The organism is Parafrankia sp. EUN1f (genome assembly GCF_000177675.1).
GTDB lineage: Bacteria > Actinomycetota > Actinomycetes > Frankiales > Frankiaceae > Parafrankia.
In genome coordinates, this window is record NZ_ADGX01000047.1 from 1 (window position 1) to 18,065 (window position 18,065).

Here is an 18,065-nt window from a genome sequence, read left to right on the forward strand (position 1 = left end):
CGGGCGACGGCCAGCGGCAGGGCGCCGATGGAGGCAGGTTGGTCGACGACGACCGAGCACGGTGCCGTGCTTGGCTTGCAGCCGGGTGAATACCTCCCGCAGTTTCGGTTCGTTGTTGGGTAGCCGCTTGTCGAACGCCTTCTTCCCGGCTGGGGTGAGAGCGGTGGCATGGTGTTCGCCCTTGCCCACGTCCAGGCCCAGGTAGACGTCGATGCCACCGGTATCGATCACGTGCTGTCTCCCGCGAGCGCTGTCTACTTTCCCGGCCTCACCTGCGGCATCAGCGTGCCGGCATCCACGTTACGAAGAGCCTGTCTCGCTCACGATGAGTTCGACGGTCATGCCCCTGATCAGCGGTCTGCCGATGCCTCCGGAACTTGGTGACACCACTTTTTCGATCATGACCGACGAGGGGCTCAAGTCATGCCAGGTCCGGAGGCCGGGAGCCCCGTTGCGGGGCCATCCAGAAGGTAACGGGGCTGCTGAAAAGGGGCTACTGAGGTGCGCCACTACCGGACGGCGAGAAAGCCCAGCAGGTCGGCCCGGGTGAGGATCCCGCTGGGATTGCCTTCGTCGAGGACGAGTGCCGCCGGGTCCTCGCCGAGGGCCGACACGAGCACCGAGAGCGGCTCGCCGACGCCGACGGTCGGCAGCGGCGCGGACATGTGGTCGACGACGAGGGCGTCGACGGCCGCGCGATCGGCGAAGACGGCCTCAAGCAGGTCGCGCTCCACCACGGCCCCGGCCACCTCCGCGGCCCGGACCGGGGGTTCGTGGCGCACCACCGGCATCTGCGAGACCCCGAACTCGCGCAGGTAGGAGATGGCGGCGCCGACCGTCTCGTCGGGATGGACATGGACGAGGTTGGGCGGAGCGGAGGTCTGGGCGTTCTTGTGGGAGAGAACGGCGGCGACGGTCGGCTCGTTCGAGGGCGGGTCGAGGAAGCCGTTGTCGTACATCCACTCGTCGTTGAAAATCTTGGAGAGATACCCGCGGCCGGAGTCGGGCAGCAGCACCACCACACAGCCGTCCGCGGTCGCGGCGGCGTCGAGCTCGCGGGCGACCCGGATCGCCGCGATGACCGCCAGCCCGCAGGAACCACCGACGAGGATTCCAGCCCGGCGAGCGAGCTCCCTGGTCATCAGGAAGGAGTCGCGGTCGCTCACCGCCTCCACCCGGTCGACCACGGACTTGTCGTACGTCGTGGGCCAGATGTCCTCACCGACGCCTTCGACGAGGTACGGCCGGCCGCTGCCGCCGGAGTAGACCGAACCCTCCGGATCGGCGCCGATCACCTGGACGGTGCCGCCGCTGACCCGCTTGAGGTAGCGGCCGATTCCGCTGATCGTGCCACCGGTGCCGATGCCGGCCACGAAATGGGTGACCCGGCCGTCGGTGGCACGCCAGATCTCTGGACCGGTGGTGGCCTCATGCGCCGCCGGGTTCTGCGGGTTGGAGTACTGGTCGGGGCTCCAGGCCCCGGGCGTCTCCCGCTCGAGCCGGCGCGCGACGGAGTAGTAGGAGCGGGGATCCTCGGGCGTGACGGCCGTCGGGCAGACGATCACCTCGGCGCCGTAGGCCCGCAGAACGGCCCGCTTCTCCTCGCTGATCTTGTCGGGCATCGTGAAGACGCACCGGTAGCCGCGCCGCGCCGCGAGCATCGCGAGGCCGACGCCGGTGTTGCCGCTGGTCGGCTCGACGATCGTCCCGCCGGGGCGGAGCCGGCCCTCCCGCTCGGCGGCGGCGACCATGGACAGGGCGATGCGGTCCTTCACGGAGCCGCCCGGGTTGAGGTACTCCAGCTTGCCGAGCACGGGGGTAGTGGTCTCGGCGATCGTCGGGGTCAGCCGCACCAGCGGCGTGCCACCGACCAGATCGGTGATGTCGTCGTACACGTCCATGGCCCGCCCCCTCACCGAGGATCCGCGCCGACCGTTCGGGCGATCGTTCGGATGACCGATCGTCACCGAAGGTGACACGGACGACGCTACCGGTGGCCTCCCCGATTCGCCGCCCGGACGCCGGCCGACACGGGAACTCGCCGGAGACACCGGTAGGCCGGTGCCGGGCATGGCTGGGTGCGTACGGCTTAGGTGCGTACGGCTTCCACGCCGGCCGTCATACTTGCCGGCTCCGTCGGGTTCTCGGCCGCCGCCAACAGCGCGGCTGCCCCCTGGTTTTACATGGCGCAGCGCGAAGATGGAACCCAAGGGGGATTGTGCGCAGGAAGTGGAACTTCGCGGGATTTGGGTAAATCTATGGCGCAGGGGAACCGGGTCGGGCGGATCAGCCGCGGCTGGTAGCGCGCTGTTACCGGCTGAAGGACGCGCCGTAATGGTCCTGGTCGCCGTCCTCGATGCGGACGATGTCCTTTCCGAGGGGAAGCAGCGATATCGGGATGAGCTTGAAGTTGGCCAAACCCAACGGTATGCCAATGATCGTCAGGCAGAGTGCGACCCCGGTTGTCAGATGGCCGAGCGCCAGCCACCAGCCGGCAAACAGGATCCACAGGATGTTGCCGATCAGTGAGGCGTTTCCAGCTGTCGGCTTGTCGACAACTCGACGCCCGAACGGCCACAGTGCGTAGTTGGCCATTCGCAGCGAGGCGATGCCGAACGGAATCGTGATGATGAGGATGAAGCAGATCAAGGCTGCGAGCGTGTAGCCGATCGCCAGCCAGACTCCGCACAGCACCAGCCAGATCACGTTGAGTAGGATTCGCACCCCTATCGCCGCCTCTCTGCTCCGCCCGCTGCGGGAACCCGTGGGAGTTGACCGGCGCCGCGGGCGTCAGTGCCCGGATGTCGGCGCTGTCGCTGGATTGCGGCGGGGCCGCCGGGAAGTCCGGTGTTGATGGTGAACCAGTTTCGGTGGCTCCGACCGGCCCGGACATCCTTCCCCGGACGGACCTGCCCGGACGGGGCTTCGGTCACCAGTTACGCATTACCACGGTCACCAGGGTTGGGTGCCGCTATGATTGGCCACGGCGACCGCCCGGCAGTAGCCGCGGGGCCGCTCTTTCCGTCTCCTTCATGCCTTTCCGGTGGGCCGTCCGGGGTCTCGAGTGTCGGGTGGGGTGGCACTCCTCACAGGCAAAGCGTGGTGGTGCCGGCCTCATGGTGCTTTCGGGCGTGGTCGCGGTGGCTGGATGCCCCGTTCCTGGGTCGTCAAACGATGGCGGCCTGGCAATCGTGGCGCTGGCGCGTATGGGCTGCCGCCCGCCCAGGCCGCGCAGACTGGAGTACGGTTTGCGGCGTTGGCGGAATGGACTGTTTTGCCCAAATGATAACGCGATGTGAGTGCACGGTTTCAGTGAATGAGTGGCGACGCGGAAGCGGTACTCCACGGGCGGGACTGAGGTATCCGGTGACGATCGAGACCGAGACGGCGGACCTGGCGGACCGATGGTTCGCCGAGATCACCGCGGTCGATCTCCTGCCGCTCGCCGTCGCGGACGCCCGAGCCTGGCTCGCGGGCCTCGCTGCCGAGCTGCTCCGGGCGGTGCGCGGCGATTCCTGCCAGCCCGAGGTCGGCTATGACGTCGGCGCCAGGCTTGCGTACGGCCAGGTGGCGTCCGGCGAGGCCCTGGGGCGCACGGTGGCCCTGCTGGGGCGCCACCTGGCCCAACCGTACGGGTCACCGGCGCGGAGCCTGCCGAACGAGCGGATCATGGACCTGCTCGGTGAGCTCGTCCGGGGCCACACGGAGTCGCTGCGTGAGCGCGCCCGGGACGGTCAGGCCGCGCTGCGCCGCGCCGACCGTGGGGCCCTGGTGCGTGCCGAACGGGAACGCCGCATTTCCCAGAGCAGGCTCAACGCCATCGTGAACGGCGCCGCGCTGGGTGTGCTCGTAGTCGACCGCGCCGGCCGGATACTCGAGGCGAGTGACGTCGCCCTGGACATTCTCGGCCTGTCCACGCATCGCCCGCCGGTGTCATGGCCGCTGCACGAGATCGTCCATCCGGCGGATCGGGAAATAGTCGCCCGGCTGTGGCAGGAGGCTCGGCACGGCCGTTCCCGGGGGGAATGCCGCATTCTCCGGCCGGACGGGACGCCGATGTGGGTTGTGATGACCCTGTCGACAACGCAGGCCGGAGCCGGCGCGGGCGGGTGGTTCGGCGTCGCGACGCTCGAGGACATCACCGAGCGCCACCGCCTGCAGGAAGAGGTCCGTTTTCACGCCCGGCACGACCCGCTGACGGGGCTGGCGAACCGGGCGGCGTTCCTCGACCGGCTGGAGACCGCGTTCCGGGAGGCCGGGCCCTCGGCCCGGATCGGCCTTTGCTTCCTCGACATCGACCGGTTCAAAATGATCAACGAGGGTTTCGGGTACGAAGCGGGTGACCAGCTCCTGGTCGAGGTCGCCCGCCGCCTGGACCGAGTCGTCGCCGCGCCCGGGTCGGTGCCCACCGTGGCGCGGATGGGCGGAGACGAGTTCGTCATTCTCGTGCCCGACAGCGCCGGGCTCGACGAGATCACCGCAATCGCCCGCCGGTGCCTGGCCGCGCTGCGCGACCCCATCCGCGTGGATGAACGTGATCTTCCGATTACCTGCAGCATCGGTGTCGTTGAGATGGCCGTCGCCGACACCCGTCCCGGTGACCTGGTCGCCGCGGCCGACGCCTCCCTGACCTGGGCGAAGCGCGGTGGAAAGAACCAGTGGACGGCCTTCGACCCGGACCGGGGAACCCGGGAGGCCACCCGGGGCCTGCTGTCCCGCTCGATGAGCCCGGGCCTGGCCAGGGGCGAGTTCTCCCTGGCCTACCAGCCGATCGTCGACCTTCGCGATGCCACGATGGCTGGCGCCGAGGCACTGCTGCGATGGGACCACCCGCACCTCGGCCCCACCCGCCCGGGGGAGTTCATCGACCTGGCGGAGGACTCCGGCTTCATCGTCGAGCTCGGGCAGTGGGTGCTCGAACGCGCCTGTGAGGTCGCGCGAGACTGGCCCGCGCACATGTTCGTCAGCGTGAACCTCTCCGGCCGCCAGCTGCGGGAACCGGGCCTGGTCAAGGTGGTCGAGCGCATCCTGGCCCGGACCGGGCTCCCCGCGCAGCGCCTCCAGCTGGAGCTGACGGAGAGCGTCCTGATGGATTCCGGAGGCAGGCAGGTCGGCGCACTGCATGAGCTGAACGCGCTCGGTGTCCGCATAGTCATCGACGACTTCGGCACCGGCTGGTCGAACTTCGCCTACCTTTCGACGATGCCGGTGCGTGGCCTGAAGCTCGCCGGCCTGTTCGTCGCGAAGCTCGGCAAGGGCACCGAACCCAGCCGGGACGACCACCTCGTCGAGGCGATCGTGGAGTTCGCGCGCAAGCTCAGGCTTTCGGTGACCGCCGAAGGCATCGAGACCTCCGAACAGGCGGCCGCGCTGCGTGCGTTCGGCGCGGATCTCGGCCAGGGCCACCTGTTCGGCGAGCCGGTGTCGGCGGGCGAGTTCGCCGCGACGACGCTGCCGCGCGCCTGCGCCGCGAGCTGACAGCGGGGGCGTCGCCGATCCGGCGTGATGTCGGATTCTCGCTGGACCTGGCCGGTCCCGCACGCGAATCCTGGACAGGTGCCCGCCACCGACGAGCTGCCTGACACCGGAGAACCCGGCGAGCTGGCCCACACCGGAAAACTGGCCCACACCGAACAACTGGCCCACACCGGAAAGCCCGGCGAGCCGGCTGGCGCCGGCGAGCTGCCGAACGCCGCCGCGGCCACGGTGTGGAGCCTGGGCGGTCGCGACTCGGCCGCGCCGCATCGTGATCCCGAGCTCTGCGCGCGTGCCGTGCGGTCCCGCGACGCCCGCTTCGACGGGTGGTTCTTCGTCGCGGTCACCTCCACCGGCATCTACTGCCGGCCCAGCTGCCCGGCGAGAGCGCCGCGGGTCGAGAACATGCGTTTCCACCCGACGGCGGCCTCAGCCCAGCGCGCCGGCTTCCGCGCCTGCAAGCGGTGCCGGCCCGACGCGAGCCCCGGCTCGCCTGCCTGGAACCACCGCGCCGACGTGGTCGCCCGGGCCATGCGGCTGATCGCCGACGGTGTCGTCGACCGGGCCGGTGTGCCGGGGCTCGCCGCCCGGCTCGGGTACAGCCCCCGCCAGCTCGAGCGGCAGCTGCTGGCCGAGCTCGGTGCCGGGCCGCTCGCCCTCGCCCGCGCCCAGCGTGCACAGACCGCCCGGCTGCTGCTGGAGACCACGACCATGAGCATGGGGGACGTCGCGACGGCCGCCGGGTTCCGCAGCATCCGCGCCTTCAACGGCACGGTGCGCGAGATCTTCGCCCTCGCTCCGGGCGATCTGCGGCGGCGGGCGCTGTCGGGCCCGGCTGTGCCCGCTCGGGCTGTGTCCGCTCGGGCTCAGCCTGCTCGGGCTGTGTCCGCGGCGTCGGCCGATGGTTCGGCCGGTGGTTCGGACCTCATTGCGACGATCACGGTCAGGCTGCCGTTCCGAGCTCCGTTGCACCCGGACAGCCTGTTCGGGCATCTTGTCGCAACCGCGGTACCCGGCGTCGAGGAATGGCGGGACGGAGCCTACCGGCGGACGCTGCGGACCCCGCACGGGCACGCCATCGTCGCGTTGCGCCCGCTGCCCGACCACATCGCCTGCCGGCTCGCGCTCAGCGACATGCGGGATCTCGGTTTCGTCATCGCACGCTGTCGCCGCCTGCTCGACCTGGACGCCGATCCGACGGCGGTCGACGCGCACCTGTGCACCGACCCGCACCTGGCCCCGCTCGTCGCGCGGGCCCCGGGCCGGCGGATTCCCCGGACCGTCGATCCGGCCGAACTCGCGCTGCGCGCGGTCCTCGGGCAGCAGGTGTCGGTCGCCGCGGCGCGCACCCACGCGGGGCGCCTCGTCCGGGCAGCCGGGCAGCCGATCCATGATCCGGATGGCGGGCTCACCCACCTGTGGCCGACGGTCGCCGACCTGGCGGACGGGCCGGCTCCGGCGGTGCCGGCGGGGCGCCGGCGGGCCTTCACAGCTCTGGTCGCGGCGCTTGTGTCCGGGGAGGCCGAGCTCGACGAGGGCGGCGACTGGTCACGGACCCGATCGGCCCTGGCGGGCCTGCCCGGCATCGGCCCCTGGACGATTGAGACCATCGCCATGCGCGCGCTCGGTGACCCGGACGCATTTGTGCTCGAAGACCTGGGCGTAAGGCGCGGGGCGGAACGGATCGGCCTGCCGGCCACCCCGGCCGCGCTGCTGCGGCGAGCCGCGGCCTGGCGCCCCTGGCGAGCGTACGCCGTCCAGTACCTGTGGGCAGCGCTGAACCATCCGATCAACATGATGCCGCCGAGGGAAGGGGACCATTCGTGATCCGTGACGCGCAAGTACCAGAGCATCCACTTCAGGTGATGTCTCCGGCCCGGGCTGCGCTACCGGACGCCGCCGGGCGTACCCATACCGTTGTGGACAGTCCGATCGGTCCGATCACCCTGGTGGGCCGGGATGGCGCCATCGTCGGCCTCTTCATGGACGGCGGGCGTCACGTGCCCGACCCCGCATGGTTCGGCGACCGGGACGACTCCGCCTTCGCAGCGGCGACCGATCAGCTCGCCGAGTACTTCGCCGGCCGACGGACGATCTTCGACCTGCCGCTGCGCCCAGCCGGCACGGAGTTCCAACGGGAGGTGTGGTCGGCACTGCGCGACATCCCGTACGCCCAGACCATCTCGTACGGGGAGCTCGCCCGCAGGATCGGCCAGCCGCGGGCGTCCCGCGCTGTCGGGCTCGCCAACGGCAGGAATCCGATCAGCATCATCGTGCCCTGCCACCGGGTGATCGGCTCGAACGGCAGCCTGACCGGGTACGGCGGTGGCCTGGAACGCAAGCGCCATCTGCTGGCCCTGGAGCAGCGGTCCGCAGGGATCTCGCTCCTCTAGCCCAGCGAGCCCAGCCGCTGCCGCCGGCGGCCTTGGGCTGTCCGGCAGCCCATCGGGCGGCCCGAGGCTGTGCCGGATGGCCCGGGACGGCCGCCGGATCGGCGGTCCGCGGGCCGGCCGGCGTCGACGCGCACCCTCACCCCCGGCCGACCAGGCGGTGTCAGCGCCTCATCGTGGCCGACCGCGGCGCCGCTTCTCCCGCCCGACCAGGATGTCAGGCCCCAGATCGTCGGGCGGGACCTCGGTGCCGGGCAGGCGCCGAGGCGACGCGGGTGCCGGCCGGTAGCGGGTCAGCGCCGCGAGTGAGTAGCTCGTGGACGGCGTCGGTACCACCGGGTTCGCCGAGGCCGCTCGGTGCCCGGGCGGCAGTGCCTCGCCGGACCCAGCGGGTGAGCCGGAGCGGCGGCGTTGCGCGGCCCGGTAGGCCTGCCTGCGGGCGATGGGCGCGGTGACCGGGTCGATCGAGCTGGCGTCGGAGCCGGCGGCTGGGATCGGATCGGTCTGGACTCTGCCGCCCGAGCCCGAGCCCGAGCCCGAAGCTGTCGCTCGCCGTCGCGTGCGGTTGGGCGGCGCGGGCTGATCGGCTCGCGCCGTGGTGCCGAACCAGTCGAAGGACCGACCGCGGCCCCTCAGAGCGGTGTTCTCCGCCTGGACGATGACCAGCAGCGCGGTCGCGAAGGCCGCTCGGGTGCGGGCCTCGTCGAGCTGCCGTGAGAGCTCCGCGACGTACGCTGCGTCGATCACGGGCTCGTCGGCCTCCGGCGCGGGTTGGCCGTCGGGCGCGACGGTCTGGCCGAACGCCTCGGCATGGAGCAGGCGCAGGTGCTCCAGAAGCTCAGAACGCTCCGTGCCGGGGCCGGGGTCGGGGAACAGCAGGTGGACGTAGATCTCGACGACCTGCCACTCGATCGCCTTCTCGCCGCGGAACTGGCGGCTCAGGTCCCTGGTCCGCGACCTCTGGATCTTCGAGGGATCCGTGTCGGCCCAGAGCTCGCGCGCAACCATTTCGTAACTGACGCGATAGGGGTTGTTCAGTTCATTTAAGCGCGTCAGAAGTACTTTCTGCGGCCCGTCCTTGAGGTCTGCGCGCGGCCCTTTGGGGCGGGCCCCCGCGAGAGTCACCCACACCCCGTCCGGGCGAGGGGCGGCATGTCGGCCGGCGGGCGAGTTCGCGGCACTGCGCGGATCCTCTCTCTGCTTCGTTCGCCCGCGTGCTCTCGGCGCATCGGGCGGTGGGGCGGTGGGACGGGCACGTTCCCCGGCGACCCACTCTGATTGTTGCGCATGATACGGCTCAGGTGCGCCTGATGCGGACGCGCGCTGAATCTGCGCGGTTTCGTTGTACAGCGAACGATCATGCCTGGTGAAGCGTGGTCCCTTGTGCGGTCCGCGGGGCCGGTTAGCTGGTGCCGGGTCGGCCTCGTTCGCGCGGCGTGAAGTGCGACTCCTGGTCGCGTCGCCGTGTAAGCGCTCCCGCATCTCCTTTACCCCTTTTCCGAGCGGCGGCCTGTTGCCGGTGGGCTCTGGGGGACGAGGAAACTGGGTGGCGAGATGCGCGGCAAGTTCGCACAACCAGCTGACCGAGAAAACTTCGGGTCGGTCGCGGCGGGTGCCTGTGTCGCGGAAGGCCGGCGCAACCGGAGCGCTCGATGATCGGCGTCGGCGCAACTGTCGCAGCTGGTCGGATCGAGACGGTGCCGTGCTGACGACGGGCGTCGTGGTGGCGGCGGTGCCGATGCTGGACCGGCCGGTGCTGGCCGGTCCAGGGTGAGGGCCCAGGTCGTGTCGGCGGTGTCGCAGTCCCGGTGGGTTTGTCGTGGGTTCGTCGGTTCGCTGTGCCGTGGGTGCCGCCGAACCACGGCCGAAGAACGTTCTCGTGCTCCGCATCGTGATTGTGTCGATCCTGGAACTCCGCTCCCTGCTCGGGGAGCGGCGTTCCTTGGCGCGGCTGATCCACCCTGATCGAATGAGTGATCTTTTTCATCTCACGGTACGACCGAGGACGCCGCTGGTCCGAGTCGACGATGGAGAAGGATCAGCCGACAAGTGCTTCGGTCACGACCCGGGCCGCTTCCGCGGTGCCGAATGTCGGCGGTACTGGTCGGGCCTCGGGAGTCCCCAGGCGCACCACGACTGTTCCCGACCCGGGATCGATCTGCAGGATCTGGTTTCCGAGCCCGATTGCCCAGAACATGTCCGCAGGGGCGCCCGGCACGAGACGCCCGTTCTTCTTTGTCGTATCGGCTGCGGCGGAAATGTCGGAAGCCGCGAGCGGCTGGGCGAGAACACCTTCGCGATTGAGCCACCAAAGATATCCGTAGGCTGCGTTCATCTCTGTCGAAGAGGTCCCGGTGGCCGCGTCGACCCAGTCGCCGGAGACAATCTGATCGCCGTTCCAGCTTCCATGCGCCAACATCAGATATCCCAGCCGGGCGATGTCACGGCAGGTCGACTGCAGCCCCATGAAGGTCAGGGTGTTGCCGGCCGTGTCGGTCGTCATCCGGCTGTCGTCCATGCCGAGCGGCTCGAAGAGCCGCTCACGGGCGAAGTCGGTCACCTCCTCACCGGTGGCTGTGCGCAGCACCTCCTCGAGCGTCTGGACGGCCGAGTTGTTGTAGGCCCAGACCTGCCCGGGCTCCTTCTCCTGCGGCAGCGCCACGGCGAACGCGGTCTTGTCCGGGGCTCGGATCAGGTCCTCGTAGTCGATCTTCAGGCTCCACTGCCGGCCCGAGTCGTTGCTGACCAGGTCACGGATGGTCACGGCTTCGGACTCCGTGCCCTTCCACTGGGGGATCCAGGTGGCGGCGGCGTCGTCCAGCCGCAGGTCACCGTCGTCCTGGGCGATGCCGACCAGTGTGGAGGTGAGCGATTTGGTCACGGAATACACCGCGCTGGCAGTGCTCGGCGTGCTGCCCCGGAAGTACCATTCGCCGGCGATTTTCCCGTTTCGGGATACCAGTAAACAGGTTGACTTGCCCCGCTCCGCGGTGCCGGCGATCTCGTTGAGCTTTGCCGGGTCGAGACCGACCTCGGCCGGATCCACCGTCTCCCAGGTATCGCCGGGAACGGCGACCCGCGTCGTCGGCGGGGCCGCGGCCGCCGTCGACGTACCCGGGTCGGTGGCTGTGCGACCGTCGGATGACCCGTCACTGGTACAGCTCGCAGCCAGGACCGCCACGCACGCGGCCGTCGCAATACCGATGGCAGGGCGGAAAGGACGTCGCATCGCTGAACCTCGCTCGGGCCGAAAGCTACGGATCGCGGGGTGCGACCGTATACGTCCCGATGCGGAGTGAAAACCCGGAATCCGGATCGCGGGTCCGGATTCCGGCCGATGTGATGGGTTCGTCGCGCGGTCGGAGGCGTCAGGCGGACGCCGCCGACCGGTGCGACCGACGCGACGGACGCGACGGAGCGGTGTCGCGTCGGATCAGCAGTGGCTCCGGTGCTTGCCGGGCGGATACGGGCAGGGCTCTCCCGGCTGGCAGCCGGCCGCGGTGGTGAGCAGCGCGAGTGATCCGGCGGCGAGGATCGCCAGAACGGTTCTGCGTAGGTTGCGGACGGAGCGCTTCATGGGCGACGCCTCTCTCATGCCAGCCCCGATCCGGTATTTCCTACCGGCTCCGCGGTGTGAGCGCGCCGCGCCGCGCTGCCAGGTTCCATAGCAGCCACGGAGGGTGCCATTTCGAGCACTTCGTGTGGATGTCCCCTGGGTGGCCGTCGCTGGAAGCGGATGTCACCTGGGTGGCCGCCGGGCCATCCTGGATTGTGATGATCGGCGGATGCAGGTCGGCTGCGGGTGGGTATCCGTGATAATGGGTGTGTCCAGGTTGGTGGAATTCGGGCAATCAGGTCAGGTACTTGCGGGTTCCTCCCAAGGTGGCGGATCCGGCCGCGATGGCGGCCGGTTCTGATGGACGATGCGAAGGTGCGCACCTGCAACCGGGGGTGCACGGCCCGCGATGTCCGGGCGTCGCGGGCTGTGGGGAGTTCAGCGGGTCAGGACGGACTGGGGGCCGTCGAAGGAGGAAAGGTCGATGGTCAACATGAACCCAGGTGACGGCGCTTGGCAGGGAGAGCGCTTCGCGCAGGCCCGCCGGTTCGCCGGGCAGGCCCGGCAGGACCGCACGACCGGTTGGTACATCCCGCTGGCGATCACGGTGGTCGGAGCAGGTTCGTCGTTCGACGCGTTCGGGCGGGGTCTCGGCTTCCTGTACGGGTGGGGCCTGGCGATCGCGTTCGTCGCGCTGACCTGGTCCACCATCAGGGCGATTCCGATCATGATTGATGATCTCAACGTGGCGCGGGAGAGCTGGCCGCGCAAGATCACCACCCTTCTCAACACTCCGGTACGCAGCCGCGGGATCTTCCTGCTTGCGGCCGCGCTACCGATCTTCGTCGCGTTGGTGAAGACGGTGGGCTTCTACACGTTCGGCGGTCTGCTGATCGTCGGTGTGGTCCTGGCAGTGGCTCTTGGAGTCTCCTGGTTCCTCGAGCGTCGCTGACGTCGCGATCTGATCGGCCCCGGTCCCGGGCAGCCGACGCCTCCCGTTGCCGGAGGCGGGGCTGCTCGGGCCGGGGCCGACTCATTTCCTGATCCGTCCGGAACCTGCCGGCCGCCAGCCGTCGGCCGGGTCCGCCGAGCGGGCCGACTCCGGCCGGTTGAGGTCGCCACGTCGCCGTGGCCGCGAAAACGGTCGTACTCTCCGTATCGGTCGAACTCACGGATCCGATCGACCTGCGCGTACCGGTCGTACAGTTCCAGTTGGCTGCGGTGGCCGCCGACCGGGACTATTCGCCGACGGAGATCACATGCTTGTCAGACTTCTGCGGAGTCATCTCGCCCCCTACCGACGGTTGGTGTCCCTGCTGGTGGCGCTGCAGTTCACGGCCACGCTGGCCATGCTCTACCTGCCGACGCTGAACGCGGACATCATCGACAACGGGGTCGTCCCGGGCGATACCGGCTACATCTTCCGCCTCGGCGGGCTGATGCTCGGGGTGACGCTGGTGCAGGCCGCCTGCTCGGCCGCCGCGGTCCTGTTCGGCGCGCGCACCGCCATGGGCATCGGCCGCGATCTTCGTGCCTCCGTGTTCGCCCGGGTCCAGTCCTTCTCGGCGCGCGAGGTCGGGCGGTTCGGGGCGCCGTCGCTCATCACCCGGGCGACGAACGACGTCCAGCAGGTCCAGATGGTCGTGCTGATGGCGTTCACCATGATGATCTCAGCGCCGATCATGTGCCTGGGCGGGATCGCGCTGGCCGTGCACCAGGACGCCAAGCTCTCGCTGCTCCTTGTCGTGATCGTGCCGATGCTGACGGCGACGGTCGTCCTGATCGTCCGGCGTATGGCGCCGCTCGGCCGCCGTATGCAGGACCGCCTCGACGAGGTGAACCGGATCCTGCGCGAGCAGATCACCGGTCTGCGGGTGATCCGGGCCTTCGTGCGGGACGGGCACGAGAAGCAGCGTTTCGCCACCGCCAACACCGAGCTCACGGACGTCTCGCTGCGCATCGGGCGCCTCATGGCGCTGATGTTCCCGCTGGTCATGGCGGTGGTGAACATCTCCAGCATCGCGGTGATCTGGTTCGGCGCGCACCGCATCGCCAGCGGCGGCATGGAGGTCGGCGCACTGACCGCGTTCCTCAGCTATCTGATGCAGATCCTGATGGCGGTGATGATGGCGACCTTCATGTTCGCGATGCTCCCGCGGGCCGAGGTGTGCGCGGAGCGCATCCAGGAAGTCCTGGACACGGAGTCCACGCTCGCCCCGCCCGTGCAGCCCGTGCGGGAGCTGGCCGGGCATGGTGAGCTGGAACTGCGGGGCGTCGGCTTCCGCTACCCGGGCGCCGAGGAGCCGGTGCTGCGCGGAGTCAACATCACGGCTCGCCCGGGGCAGACCGTGGCGATCATCGGCAGCACCGGCAGCGGCAAGTCCACCCTGATCGGCCTCGTCCCCAGGCTGTCGGACGTCTCCGAGGGAGCCGTCCTGATCGACGGTGTGGATGTCCGCGAGCTCGACCCGGCGCTGCTGGCCCGGGTGGTCGGGCTCGTCCCGCAGAAGCCCTACCTGTTCACCGGCACGATCGCGTCGAACCTGCGTTACGGCAACCCGGAGGCCACCGACGACGACCTGTGGTGGGCACTCGACATCGCCCAGGCCCGGGAGTTCGTCACCGCGATGCCGGACGGGCTTGCGACCCGGGTCGCCCAGGGCGGCACCAACGTCTCCGGCGGCCAGCGCCAGCGCCTCGCGATCGCCCGGGCGCTGGTCCGGCGCCCGGAGATCTACCTGTTCGACGACTCGTTCTCGGCGCTGGACTACGCCACCGACGCCCGGCTGCGTGCCGCGCTGGCCCGGGAGACCGCCGACGCCACGAAACTGATCGTCGCCCAGCGGGTGGCGACCATCCGGGACGCCGACCAGATCATCGTTCTGGAGGACGGTGAGATTGTCGGTACCGGGACCCATCATGAGCTCCTGGCCGAGAACCCGACCTACCAGGAGATCGTCTTCTCACAGCTGACCGAGGAGGAAGCGGCGGCATGACGCGTCCACCGGCGGGTGGCCCCCGCCCGATGGTCGGCCCCGCCCGTTTCATGGGCGGCGGCGGAGAGAAGGCCGGCGACTTCGCCGCCTCGACCAGGCGGCTGTTCGGGCTGCTGAGCCGCCAGCGGGGCCTGCTGGTGCCCGCGGTCATCCTCGCCGTGATCAGCGTCGGCCTCACCGTCACCGGGCCGCGGCTGCTCGGGCACGCCACCGATCTGGTGTTCGCCGGCCTGCTCAGCTCGCGGCTGCCCGCGGGCACGACGAAGGCCGAGGCGATCGCACGGCTGCGGGCCGAGGGGCACGGTACCCAGGCCGACCTGCTCGCCTCCGTCGATGTGACCCCCGGGAAGGGAATGGACTTCGCGGCGATCGGGCTGGTGCTGCTGGCCGTGCTGATCGTCTACCTGGTCGCCACGGCCTGCGCCGTCGCGCAGGCCCGCATGGTGAACATGGCCCTGCAGCGGATGCTGAGCGACCTGCGGGCCGAGGTGCAGGTGAAGATCACGCGGCTGCCGCTGCGGTACTTCGACCGCAGCCAGCGCGGCGAGGTGCTCAGCCGGGTCACCAACGACATCGACAACCTGGGCCAGACCCTGCAGCAGAGCTTCTCCCAGATCCTCGCCTCGGTGCTGACCATCATCGGCGTGCTCGCGATGATGATCTGGATCTCCCCGCTGCTCGCGCTGATCGCGGTCGTCACCGTACCGGTGTCGATCTTCGTGACCGCACGGGTCGGCAAGCTCGCCCAGCCGCAGTTCGTGAAGCAGTGGAAGACGACCGGGCAGCTCAACGGTCACATCGAGGAGATGTACACCGGGCACATGCTGGTTCGGGCGTTCGGGCGGCAGGACGAGGCCGCCGAGATCTTCCGCGAGCACAACGAGCGGCTCTACGAGGCGAGCTGGCGGGCCCAGTCCATCTCCGGCCTCATGCAGCCGGCGATGATGTTCATCGGCAACCTGAACTACGTGCTGGTGGCGGTGGTCGGTGGCCTTCGGGTGGCCTCCGGGTCACTGTCCATCGGTGACGTCCAGGCGTTCATCCAGTACTCGCGGCAGTTCAGCCAGCCGCTGACGCAGCTGGCCAGCATGGCGAACATGGCGCAGTCCGGGGTCGCCTCGGCGGAGCGCGTCTTCGACCTGCTCGACGCCGCCGAGCAGGAGCCCGACCCGCTGGTGCCCGCCATACCGGAGCAGACCCGCGGCCGGGTCGCGTTCGAGCACGTCTCCTTCCGCTACGAGCCGGACAACCCGCTGATCGACGACCTGTCGCTCGTCGCGGAACCGGGCCACACCGTCGCCATCGTCGGCCCGACCGGCGCCGGCAAGACCACCCTCATAAACCTGCTGATGCGGTTCTACGAGGTCACCGGCGGGCGGATCACGCTGGACGGCGCCGACATCGCGGGGATGTCCCGGGCCGACCTGCGCTCCTCCATCGGCATGGTCCTGCAGGACACCTGGCTGTTCGGCGGGACGATCGCGGAGAACATCGCCTACGGCGCCGAGGGCGCCACCCACGAGCAGGTCGTCGAGGCGGCGCGTGCCGCGCACGTCGACCGGTTCGTGCGCACGCTGCCCGACGGCTACGACACCGTGCTCGACGACGAGGGCGTCGGCGTCAGCGGCGGCGAGAAGCAGCTCATCACCATCGCCCGCGCCTTCCTCGCCGAGCCGCTGATCCTCGTCCTGGACGAGGCGACCAGCTCGGTCGACACCCGGACGGAGGTCCTCATCCAGCGGGCCATGTCCCGGCTGCGTCACGGGCGCACCGCCTTCGTCATCGCCCACCGGCTGTCCACCATTCGTGACGCCGACACGATCCTCGTCATGGAGAACGGTGCGATCGTCGAGCAGGGCGACCACGCCAGCCTGCTGGCGGCGGAAGGGGCGTACGCCCGGCTCTACCAGGCCCAGTTCGCGCAGGCCGTCGCGGAGGCCGGGTGATTCCAGCCGCCGCGGACACGGAACACGGGCAGGGAGGAGGCGGCCAGTAGGCTTGTGGGTGCGGGCCGTCGGCGCTCCCGCGGAGGCGTCGGGCCGTGACGACGTCCGGGTTCCCCCGGGCAGCGAACCTCTCGGAACCTCTCGCAAAAGGGTGTTGTGCATGGCGACGGACGAGTTCACAGCCGGTCCCCGTTCCGGGTATCGCACCGACTCGGTGACCGCCGCCGCCGGCGCCGCCGAGGACGGCGAGGTCGTTCGCCTCGCCGGCCGTGTCGTGCTGTGGCGGCGGATGGGCGGCCTGGTCTTCGGGCACATTCAGGACCGTGCCGGGCGTGTCCAGGTCTCGCTCTCGCGTGACGAACTGGGCGTCGACACCTTCCAGGAATGGGCCCGCGCCGTCAAGATCGGCGATTTCGTCGGCGTCACCGGGAAGCTTTACACCACCCGCCGCGGCGAGCGGACGGTCGGCGCGTCCGAACTCGTCGTGCTGAACCGAACGGTGCGCGCTCTGCCGGACAAGTGGCTGGGCCTGTCGAACGTCGAAGCCCGGCTACGGCGCCGCTACCTCGACCTGCTGGTGAACAACGACTCCCGGGAACGGTTCCGCATCCGGGCCCGGACCATCTCCCGCATCCGTCGCTTCCTCGACGACAACGACTTTCTCGAGGTCGAGACGCCGATGCTGCAGGAGGCCGCCTCCGGAGCCGCCGCCCGGCCGTTCATCACGCATCACAACGCCCTGGGCGAGGACTTCTACCTGCGCATCTCGCCGGAGACGTTCCTCAAGCGGGTCGTCGTCGGTTCGCTGGACCGTGTGTACGAGCTCGGCCGGAACTTCCGCAACGAGGGCATGGACCCCTCGCACCTGCAGGAGTTCACGATGCTCGAGTGGTACGCGGCCTACTGGGACTACCGCGACAACATGCGTTTCGTGCGGGAGATGATCCTCGCCGTTCTCGACGACGTCTTCGGGTCCCGGACGGTCACATACGGCGGGGTGAAGCTCGACTTCGGCGCCGAATGGCCGGAGCTGGACTACCGCGCCGAGGTCGCCCGGCACAGCGGCATCGACCTGACGGTCGTTCGTGATCTGCCGACGCTGCGCGCGCGGATCGCCGAGCTCGGCCTCGAGGTCGACGATGCGGCCTCCTACGCGGGGCTCGTCGACCTGCTCTACAAGAAGACCGTCCGCCCGCATCTGATCCAGCCGTGTTTCCTGCTGCACCACCCGGCGGAGCTGGTCCCGCTGGCCCGGCGCAGCGACTCCGATCCGTCCCAGCTGGACATGTTTCAGGTGGTGGTCAACGGCTGGGAGCTGGTGAAGGCCTACTCGGAGCTGGTCGACCCGGTCGAGCAGCGCCGCCGGCTGGAGGAGCAGGCCGAGCTGCGCGCGGCCGGCGACGACGAGACGATGATGCTCGAAGAGGACTTCATCGAGGCGATGGAGTACGGCATGCCGCCGATGTCGGGGCTCGGCATCGGCATCGACCGGCTCATCGCTCTTCTCACCGACGCCCCGACGTTGCGAGAGGTGGTCCTCTTCCCACTGATGCGTGACTCGCGCCGAGGCCGGACGGATCCGACCGCGGCCGGCGCGGATGACTCCGCTGACGGGGATGACTCCGCTGGCTCGGCTGACACCGCTGGCTCGGCTGACACCGTGGATGCTGCCGTCGAGGCGGCGGATCCGGTCTAGGCGCGG

The 18,065-nt window shown here is 69.8% G+C and carries 12 protein-coding genes and 1 pseudogene; 7 read left to right on the forward strand and 6 right to left on the reverse strand.

What is annotated here, in order from left to right; all coding sequences use genetic code 11:
- The 3 genes and pseudogenes from FREUN1FDRAFT_RS15865 to FREUN1FDRAFT_RS15875 all read right to left on the reverse strand — a co-directional run.
- Window positions 1-231: pseudogene (locus FREUN1FDRAFT_RS15865) on the reverse strand (transposase); the annotation flags it as partial.
- Between the two features lie 278 nt (window positions 232-509).
- Complete coding sequence (locus tag FREUN1FDRAFT_RS15870) at window positions 510-1,901, reverse strand: cystathionine beta-synthase (protein ID WP_006541114.1); 1,392 nt, start codon at window positions 1,899-1,901, stop codon at window positions 510-512.
- 409 nt (window positions 1,902-2,310) lie between these two features.
- Window positions 2,311-2,724 (reverse strand): YccF domain-containing protein, encoded by a 414-nt coding sequence (locus FREUN1FDRAFT_RS15875; RefSeq protein ID WP_006541115.1) that lies wholly within the window; start codon window positions 2,722-2,724, stop codon window positions 2,311-2,313.
- Between the two features lie 642 nt (window positions 2,725-3,366).
- On the opposite strand from FREUN1FDRAFT_RS15875, the gene FREUN1FDRAFT_RS15880 reads away from it, so the two are divergent.
- The 3 genes from FREUN1FDRAFT_RS15880 to FREUN1FDRAFT_RS15890 all read left to right on the forward strand — a co-directional run bounded on the left by FREUN1FDRAFT_RS15880 (window position 3,367) and on the right by FREUN1FDRAFT_RS15890 (window position 7,868).
- Window positions 3,367-5,478: a bifunctional diguanylate cyclase/phosphodiesterase gene (locus FREUN1FDRAFT_RS15880; RefSeq protein WP_006541116.1), complete on the forward strand. Its 2,112-nt coding sequence runs from the start codon at window positions 3,367-3,369 to the stop codon at window positions 5,476-5,478.
- A gap of 228 nt (window positions 5,479-5,706) precedes the next feature.
- A complete protein-coding gene (locus tag FREUN1FDRAFT_RS15885) occupies window positions 5,707-7,302 on the forward strand; it encodes an AlkA N-terminal domain-containing protein (RefSeq protein ID WP_304412148.1) in 1,596 nt (531 codons plus the stop codon).
- 38 nt (window positions 7,303-7,340) lie between these two features.
- Window positions 7,341-7,868 carry a methylated-DNA--[protein]-cysteine S-methyltransferase gene (locus tag FREUN1FDRAFT_RS15890; RefSeq protein ID WP_006541118.1) on the forward strand — a complete coding sequence of 176 codons (528 nt, stop codon included), beginning with the start codon at window positions 7,341-7,343 and terminating at the stop codon, window positions 7,866-7,868.
- Window positions 7,869-8,036: 168 nt separating this feature from the next.
- On the opposite strand, the gene FREUN1FDRAFT_RS15895 is transcribed toward FREUN1FDRAFT_RS15890, so the two are convergent.
- The 3 genes from FREUN1FDRAFT_RS15895 to FREUN1FDRAFT_RS45140 form a co-directional block, all read right to left on the reverse strand.
- Complete coding sequence (locus tag FREUN1FDRAFT_RS15895) at window positions 8,037-8,873, reverse strand: hypothetical protein (protein ID WP_050795887.1); 837 nt, start codon at window positions 8,871-8,873, stop codon at window positions 8,037-8,039.
- 1,030 nt (window positions 8,874-9,903) lie between these two features.
- Window positions 9,904-11,094 (reverse strand): serine hydrolase, encoded by a 1,191-nt coding sequence (locus tag FREUN1FDRAFT_RS15900; protein ID WP_006541120.1) that lies wholly within the window; start codon window positions 11,092-11,094, stop codon window positions 9,904-9,906.
- 204 nt (window positions 11,095-11,298) lie between these two features.
- Window positions 11,299-11,442 carry a hypothetical protein gene (locus tag FREUN1FDRAFT_RS45140; protein ID WP_006541121.1) on the reverse strand — a complete coding sequence of 48 codons (144 nt, stop codon included), beginning with the start codon at window positions 11,440-11,442 and terminating at the stop codon, window positions 11,299-11,301.
- Between the two features lie 463 nt (window positions 11,443-11,905).
- Here FREUN1FDRAFT_RS45140 and FREUN1FDRAFT_RS15905 point away from each other — a divergent pair, with 463 nt between their 5' ends.
- The 4 genes from FREUN1FDRAFT_RS15905 (at window position 11,906) to lysS (ending at window position 18,059) form a co-directional block, all read left to right on the forward strand.
- Window positions 11,906-12,373 carry a hypothetical protein gene (locus FREUN1FDRAFT_RS15905; protein WP_006541122.1) on the forward strand — a complete coding sequence of 156 codons (468 nt, stop codon included), beginning with the start codon at window positions 11,906-11,908 and terminating at the stop codon, window positions 12,371-12,373.
- Window positions 12,374-12,680: 307 nt separating this feature from the next.
- Window positions 12,681-14,417, forward strand: a complete 1,737-nt coding sequence (locus tag FREUN1FDRAFT_RS15910) for an ABC transporter ATP-binding protein (RefSeq protein WP_006541123.1) — start codon at window positions 12,681-12,683, stop codon at window positions 14,415-14,417.
- Window positions 14,414-16,363: an ABC transporter ATP-binding protein gene (locus tag FREUN1FDRAFT_RS15915; RefSeq protein WP_006541124.1), complete on the forward strand. Its 1,950-nt coding sequence runs from the start codon at window positions 14,414-14,416 to the stop codon at window positions 16,361-16,363. Before FREUN1FDRAFT_RS15910 ends, FREUN1FDRAFT_RS15915 begins: the two co-directional genes overlap by 4 nt.
- A 160-nt stretch (window positions 16,364-16,523) precedes the next feature.
- Window positions 16,524-18,059 carry a lysine--tRNA ligase gene (gene lysS, locus FREUN1FDRAFT_RS15920; protein WP_006541125.1) on the forward strand — a complete coding sequence of 512 codons (1,536 nt, stop codon included), beginning with the start codon at window positions 16,524-16,526 and terminating at the stop codon, window positions 18,057-18,059.
- Window positions 18,060-18,065: the final 6 nt, after the last annotated feature.